This window comes from Tahibacter sp., assembly GCF_035481375.1.
Lineage (GTDB): Bacteria > Pseudomonadota > Gammaproteobacteria > Xanthomonadales > Rhodanobacteraceae > Tahibacter.
Genome location: NZ_DATIGT010000007.1, coordinates 24,428 through 31,224, shown reverse-complemented (window position 1 = coordinate 31,224; position 6,797 = coordinate 24,428). Strand labels below are relative to the sequence as shown.

5 protein-coding genes are annotated in these 6,797 nt (G+C 66.8%); 2 read left to right on the top strand and 3 right to left on the bottom strand.

All coding sequences use genetic code 11. The features are described 5' to 3' along the window. The 3 genes from metH to VLF18_RS00345 form a co-directional block, all read right to left on the bottom strand. The coding region (gene metH / locus VLF18_RS00355) for a methionine synthase (protein ID WP_325277622.1) at positions 1-2,215 on the bottom strand (2,215 nt) is incomplete at its 3' end. Positions 2,216-2,381: 166 nt separating this feature from the next. Next, a complete protein-coding gene (locus tag VLF18_RS00350; RefSeq protein ID WP_325277621.1) occupies positions 2,382-3,473 on the bottom strand; it encodes a homocysteine S-methyltransferase family protein in 1,092 nt (363 codons plus the stop codon). A 76-nt stretch (positions 3,474-3,549) separates the two neighbouring features. Further along, on the bottom strand, positions 3,550-4,476 hold the full coding sequence (locus VLF18_RS00345; RefSeq protein WP_325277620.1) for a metalloregulator ArsR/SmtB family transcription factor: 927 nt from the start codon (positions 4,474-4,476) through the stop codon (positions 3,550-3,552). A gap of 137 nt (positions 4,477-4,613) precedes the next feature. On the opposite strand from VLF18_RS00345, the gene VLF18_RS00340 reads away from it, so the two are divergent. Both VLF18_RS00340 and VLF18_RS00335 read left to right on the top strand, forming a co-directional pair. Then, positions 4,614-5,390, top strand: a complete 777-nt coding sequence (locus VLF18_RS00340; protein ID WP_325277619.1) for a prolyl oligopeptidase family serine peptidase — start codon at positions 4,614-4,616, stop codon at positions 5,388-5,390. Between the two features lie 194 nt (positions 5,391-5,584). After that, positions 5,585-6,745 (top strand): acyl-CoA dehydrogenase family protein, encoded by a 1,161-nt coding sequence (locus tag VLF18_RS00335; RefSeq protein WP_325277618.1) that lies wholly within the window; start codon positions 5,585-5,587, stop codon positions 6,743-6,745. Positions 6,746-6,797 lie beyond the last annotated feature (52 nt).

Genomic DNA, 6,797 nt, shown 5'->3' with positions numbered 1-6,797 from the left:
CGGTCACGGCGAAGCCGCCGATCCAGTCGTTCACGCCGGAGGTCTTCGGCGCGATGAAGTCGGCGAGGCAGAAATCGGGGCGTTCGACCGGCTTGTCGGCCTGCTGGCGCAGGAAGCGCAGCATCGTCGGCTTGCCGTCGCCCGCACGGACTTCGACGTCGTCGCCGACGCGCGCCGCGGGCCACAGGCCGATGACGCCGCGCGCGGAAATCCACTTTTCCTTGATGAGCGTGTCGAGCATCGCACGCGCGTCGCGGTAGAGCTCGCGCGCCTGGGCGCCGACGATCGCGTCGTCGAGGATCTGCGGGTAGTTGCCGGCGAGTTCCCAGGTCGAGAAGAACGGCGTCCAGTCGATGTAGTCGACGAGCTCGGCGAGCGGGTAGTCGTCGAACACGGTGATGCCGGGTTTGACCGGCGCCGGCGGCACGTAGCTGTCCCAGCCGCCGTCGAACGCCTGGCCGCGCGCGTGGGACAGGCTCACGAGCTTCTTGCCGGGGCCGCGGTCCTTGTGGCGTTCGCGGATCTCGGCGTATTCGTGGCGGATCTTCGCCATGAACTCGTCGACGAGTTCCTTCGAGATCAGCGACTGCGCGACACCGACGGCGCGCGAGGCGTCCTTCACCCAGACGGTCGGCGACTTGTAATGCGGCTCGATCTTGAGCGCCGTGTGTGCGCGCGAGGTCGTCGCGCCGCCGATCAGCAGCGGGATATCGAGTCCCTGGCGCTGCATTTCCTTCGCGACATGGCTCATTTCTTCGAGCGACGGCGTGATCAGGCCGGAAAGGCCGATCATGTCGGCGTTCTCTTCGCGCGCGGCGTCGAGGATCTTCTGCGTCGGTACCATGACGCCGAGGTCGATCACGTCGAAGTTGTTGCAGCGGAGCACGACGCCGACGATGTTCTTGCCGATGTCGTGCACGTCGCCCTTGACCGTGGCCATGATGATCTTGCCGTTGGACTTGCCGGCGTCGCCGGTGCGCGCCTTTTCTTCTTCGATGTACGGCAGCAGGTAGGCGACGGCTTTCTTCATCACGCGCGCGGACTTGACGACCTGCGGCAGGAACATCTTGCCGGCGCCGAACAGGTCGCCGACGACGTTCATGCCATCCATCAGCGGGCCTTCGATGACGTCGAGCGGACGCGTCGACTGCGCGCGCACTTCTTCGGTGTCGCCGTCGATGTACTGGTCGATGCCGTGCACGAGCGCGTGCTTGAGACGCTCGCGTACCGGCAGTTCGCGCCAGGCGAGCACTTCGACGGCGGCTTCGCCTTTCTTCGTCTTGTAGCGTTCGGCGATCTCGAGCAGGCGTTCGGTCGCGTCGCTGCGGCGGTTCAGCACGACGTCCTCGACGCGCTCGCGCAGGTCCGCATCGAGGTCGTCGACGATCGGCAGGCCGCCGGCGTTGACGATGCCCATGTCCATGCCGGCGCGGATCGCGTGGTAGAGGAATACGGCGTGGATCGCCTGACGCACCGGCTCGTTGCCGCGGAACGAGAACGACACGTTGGAGACGCCGCCCGACACGTGGCAGTGGGGCAGGGTCTGCTTGATGATGCGCGTCGCCTCGATGAAGTCGACGGCGTAGTTGTTGTGTTCCTCGATGCCGGTCGCGATGGCGAAGATGTTCAGATCGAAGATGATGTCTTCGGGCGGGAAGCCGACTTCGTCGACGAGGATGCGATAGGCGCGCGTGCAGATTTCCACCTTGCGCTCGCAGGTGTCGGCCTGGCCGACTTCGTCGAAGGCCATGACGACGACGGCGGCGCCGTAGCGCAGCACTTTCTTGGCCTGCTCCTTGAACGCGTCGACGCCTTCCTTCATCGAGATGGAGTTGACGACGCCCTTGCCCTGCAGGCATTGCAGGCCGGCTTCGATGACGGTCCATTTGGACGAATCGACCATGACCGGAATCCGCGCGATGTCGGGTTCCGAGGCGATCAGGTTCAGGAACCGCACCATCGCGGCTTCCGAATCGATCAGGCCTTCGTCCATGTTGACGTCGATGATCTGCGCGCCGTTGGCGACCTGCTGCCGCGCGACGTCGACGGCTTCCTCGAAGCGGCCTTCCTTGATCAGCTTCTTGAACTGTGCACTGCCGGTGACGTTCGTGCGCTCGCCGACGTTGACGAACAGCAGCTCGGGCGTCAGCACGAGCGGTTCGAGGCCGGACAGTCGCGTGTAGCGGGGCAGGGTGTTGTCGTGTTCGGTGGTCATGCGGTTACCGGGATCTTTGTAGGTTGGACCGAGCCGACGGCGAAGCCCAACAAGGTCTGTCAGGAAACCGGGCAGGTCGGACGTTTCTTCCTCGCGCCGTTTCTCGTCGCGCAAGGCAAAAAAACCATCCCCGCCCATGCCCTCCCTTTCAAGCGGAGAGTTTGCCTCAGGCCGCGCTCTGCACCGGATACGTCACCGGCTTCCGCGGCACGATGCCGGCAACCGCTTCCGCGATCGCCTTGATGTGTGCCGGCGAGGTGCCGCAGCAGCCGCCGACGAGATTGAGAAAACCCGCCTCGGCGAACTCGCGGATCGTCGCGGCCATCTCCTCGGGCGTTTCGTCGTACTCGCCGAACGCATTCGGCAGGCCCGCGTTCGGATGCGTGCTCACGTAGCAGTCGGCGAGGCTCGCGAGCGTCTCCACGTGCGGGCGCAGGTCTTTCGCGCCGAGCGCGCAGTTGAGTCCGATCGACAGCGGCCGCGCATGGCGCATCGAATAGAAGAACGCCTCGGCGGTCTGGCCCGACAGCGTGCGGCCGGAGCGGTCGGTGATCGTGCCCGAGATCATGACCGGCAGGCGCGTGCCGCGTTCGTCGTAGACCTGCTCGATCGCATACAGCGCGGCCTTCGCGTTGAGCGTGTCGAAGATGGTCTCGACCATGAGGATGTCGGCGCCGCCGTCGATGAGGCCGCGCGCGGCTTCGCGATAGGTCGCGCCGAGTTCGTCGAAGCTCACGTTGCGATAGCCCGGGTCGTTGACGTCGGGGCTGATCGAGGCGGTGCGGCTCGTGGGGCCGAGCACGCCGATCACGAAGCGCGGCTTGTTCGGTACCTGCGCCTCGATCGCGTCGCAGCACTCGCGCGCGAGCCGCGCGCCTTCCTTGTTGAGTTCGTAGACGACGTGTTCGAGGTGATAGTCGGCCTGGCTGATCGAGGTCGCGTTGAACGTGTTGGTTTCGAGCAGATCCGCACCGGCTTGGAGGTACTGCGTGTGCACGGCGCGGATGATGTCAGGCTGGGTCAGGAGCAGCAGGTCGTTGTTGCCCTTGAGGTCGCAGACGTGGTGCTTGTGGTCGTGCACGTGCAGGTGACGGCCGTCATAGCCCTGCGAGAAGCGCTCGCCGCGATAGCCGGCTTCGTCGAGCTTGTAGCCCTGGATCATCGTGCCCATGGCACCGTCGATGATGAGGATGCGTTCGGCCAGCGCGGCATGCAGCGCGTCGGCGCGGGCGGGGTTGTGCCAGGGCAGCTGTTTCATGGGCGTCGTTCTTCGGGTTGGGGACGGCGCTCGGGCGCCGGGCCGTGTACAGGTGGAAAATGGCGCACGCCGGCGGTCATGCCTTGCGCGCGAGCAGGGTCAGCACCTCGAAATGCGGCGGACGGCGTTCCTTCGTCGCGCGTTCGCAGCGGATCACCTCGAGTCCGGCCCGGTGCGCGTAGTCGCGCAGGTCGTCGGGACGGAAGCCGAGATTGCGGTGGTCGAACGGATCGACCGCGGTCTTGTGCGCATGCCGGCCCAGCGTCGCGGCGAGCAGGCGTCCGCCGGGACGCAGCACGCGCGCGGCTTCGGCGATGACCTCGGCGGGCCGGTCGGTATAAGTCAGCGCATGCATGAGCAGCACGAGATCGAAGCGCCGCTCGCCGAGATCCAGCGCATGCATGTCGCCCAGTTCGACGCTGACGTTGGCCCATGTCTTCAGCCGCGCGCGCGCGGCGCCGGCCACGCGTTCGCTCGCGTCGACGCAGACGATGGAACGCGCCTGCGGCGCGAGCAGTTCGGCGAGCACGCCGTCGCCCGAGGCGATGTCGAGCACGTCGCCGGTTTCCACGAGCTGGGTCATCGCACGCGCGAGCGCTTCCCAGGTGCGGCCCGGCGAGTAGTGCCGCTCCATGTCGCCGGCGACGCTGTCGGCCCAGCCTTCGGCATGCGCGCGCTGGGCGAGCACGGCCGGCAGCAGGTCGTCGTCCTCGCGCAGCAACGCGTCGTCGACGCTTTCCTTGAGCGCGCGCAGCAGCGCTTCCTCGCGCGCCGGCAGATCGTTGTTGAAGCGGTAGTACGCGGAAACGCCGGCGCGACGGTCGCGCACGAGATCGGCTTCCTTGAGCTTGGCCAGATGCGTGGACACGCGCGGCTGGGCGAGGCGCAGCACCGACGACAGCTCCGCCACGGTCAGCTCCTCGCGTTCGAGCAGGGCGAGCAGGCGGACGCGGGTCGGGTCGGAGAGCAGGCGCAACAGAGCCGACGTGGCGGCGAGATCCACTATCTATCCTTTCATCTTGATCAAAAGATGGATGCGCAGCGTAACGACGGCGCCCGCGCGGGTCAATAAAACGGGGTCAGGTTCACTCATGGCCGTAGTTGAACCTGGCCCCGTTTTCGTCGCTATGCTTGCCGGCTATGCCCTCGATCCGACTGTTGATCCCGCTGCTCACAATGCTCGCCGGCGCGGCCGGTGCCGTCGATGACGCCGAGCTCGGCAAGTTCTGGACCCGGGACGCGGCCCAGGTGCCGTATCGCGCGATCCAGACCGGCGCGCCGGCCTCGGGCGAGCGGCTGCCGCTCGTCGTGTTCCTGCACGGCGACGGGCAGGACGGCACCGACAACGAGTCCCAGCTCGCCGGCTACGGCAACGGTTCGCTGCAGCTCGTCGACCAGGCGCGCAAGGCCGGCACGCCGCTCGTCTATCTCGCGCCGCAGACGACCGGCGGCTACTGGCCGCCCGACCGCGTCGCAAGCGCGATCGCCGATGCGATGGCGCGCTGGCCCGTCGATCCGCAGCGCATCGTGCTGACCGGCATTTCCAACGGCGGCACCGGGGTCTGGGATGCGCTCAAGCGCCGCCCGCGCTGCTTCGCCGCGGCCGTGCCGATGTCGGGCATGACCGAGCCTTCGGGGCTGCAGCATATTGAAAAAATCCCGCAGTGGATTTTTCATGGCGAAAAGGACGACGACACCGATGTCGAATCGGGCTACGGCGGAGCCCAGATGGGCTCGCGCGTCGTCGTGCGCGCGCTGCGTGCGTTCGGCGGCAGGCCGGTCTACACCGAATATCCCGGCGAAAAGCACGTGATCTGGTCGCGCGCCTACGCCGAGCCGGGGCTGCTGCCCTGGATGCTGGCGCAGCGCTCGCCGTATCCGGACTGCGATTTCGCCGCCGGCGGCGCGGCGCGATAGCGCTGCCGACGCGTCCAATCACGTTTTCGCACAAGCGCTTGCGCGTGCCCGGGGCACGCGCTGCGGTGCCGGATTTGGCCGGCTGGTCCATCACGGCGTGCGAACCGGTAAAATCCCAGGTTCCTCATCTACGCGCGCTGCGCGCCGGCGACCCCCGGCGCGGACGCGGATTCGCGGCCCAGCAGGAGTTGCCCATGGATTTCCGATTCACCGAAGACCAGCTGTCGATCCAGGCCATCGCGCGCGACTTCGCGCAGAAGCGCATCGCACCCGTCGCGGCCGAGTTCGACCACAAGGGCGAATTCCCGCTGGCCAACATCCAGGAAATGGGCCAGCTCGGTCTCATGGGCATCGAGGTGCCGACCGAATACGGCGGCGCCGGCATGGATTCGATTTCCTACGTGCTCGCCATGATCGAGATCGCCGCGGCCGACTGCGCCCACTCGACGATCATGTCGGTCAACAACACCCTGTATTGCAACGGCCTGCTGAAGTTCGGCACGCACGAACAGAAGCTCGCCTACGTCGCGCCGATCGCCTCGGGCGCGGCGATCGGCGCCTTCGCGCTGACCGAGCCGCAGTCGGGCTCCGACGCCACCGCGATGCGCTGCCGCGCCGCGAAGCAGGCCGACGGCAGCTTCGTCATCAACGGCAAGAAGAGCTGGATCACGTCGGGTCCGGTCGCGAAATACATCCTGCTGTTCGCGATGACCGATCCCGAAAAGGGCGCACGCGGCATCACCGCGTTCATCGTCGATACCGACCGCGCCGGCTTCGGCCGCGGCAAGACCGAGCCGAAGCTCGGCATCCGCGCGTCGGCGACCTGCGAAATCGAATTCGCCGACTACCGCGCCGAGGCGGCCGAAGTCATCGGCCAGGAAGGCGAAGGCTTCAAGATCGCGATGGGCGTGCTCGACGCGGGCCGCATCGGCATCGCCTCCCAGGCCGTCGGCCTCGCCCGCGCCGCGTACGAAGCGACCATTGCCTATTCGCAGGAGCGCAAGGCGTTCGGCCAGTCGATCGGCAGCTTCCAGATGACGCAGGCCAAGATCGCCGACATGAAGTGCAAGCTCGACGCGTCGCATCTGCTGACCCTGCGCGCGGCCTGGGCCAAGCAGCAGGCGCAGGAAAACGGCGGCCGCTTCTCGACCGAAGCCGCGGTGGCCAAGCTCACGGCCTCGGAGTCGGCGATGTGGATCACGCACCAGGCCGTGCAGATTCACGGCGGCATGGGCTATTCCAAGGAAATGCCGCTCGAGCGCTATTTCCGCGATGCGAAGATCACCGAGATCTATGAAGGCACGTCGGAGATCCAGCGCATGGTGATTGCGCGCAACGAGACCGGGCTGCGCTGACGCAGAACGAGCAGGGAGGAGTGGGAAACGAGTCGGAGCCCCCGTGGTCGCC

Coding starts and splice junctions, on each gene's coding strand:
- VLF18_RS00350 (WP_325277621.1), bottom strand. CDS start 3,473: ATGAAACAGCTGCCCTGGCACAACCCCGCCCGCGCCGACGCGCTGCAT.
- VLF18_RS00340 (WP_325277619.1), top strand. CDS start 4,614: ATGCCCTCGATCCGACTGTTGATCCCGCTGCTCACAATGCTCGCCGGC.
- VLF18_RS00335 (WP_325277618.1), top strand. CDS start 5,585: ATGGATTTCCGATTCACCGAAGACCAGCTGTCGATCCAGGCCATCGCG.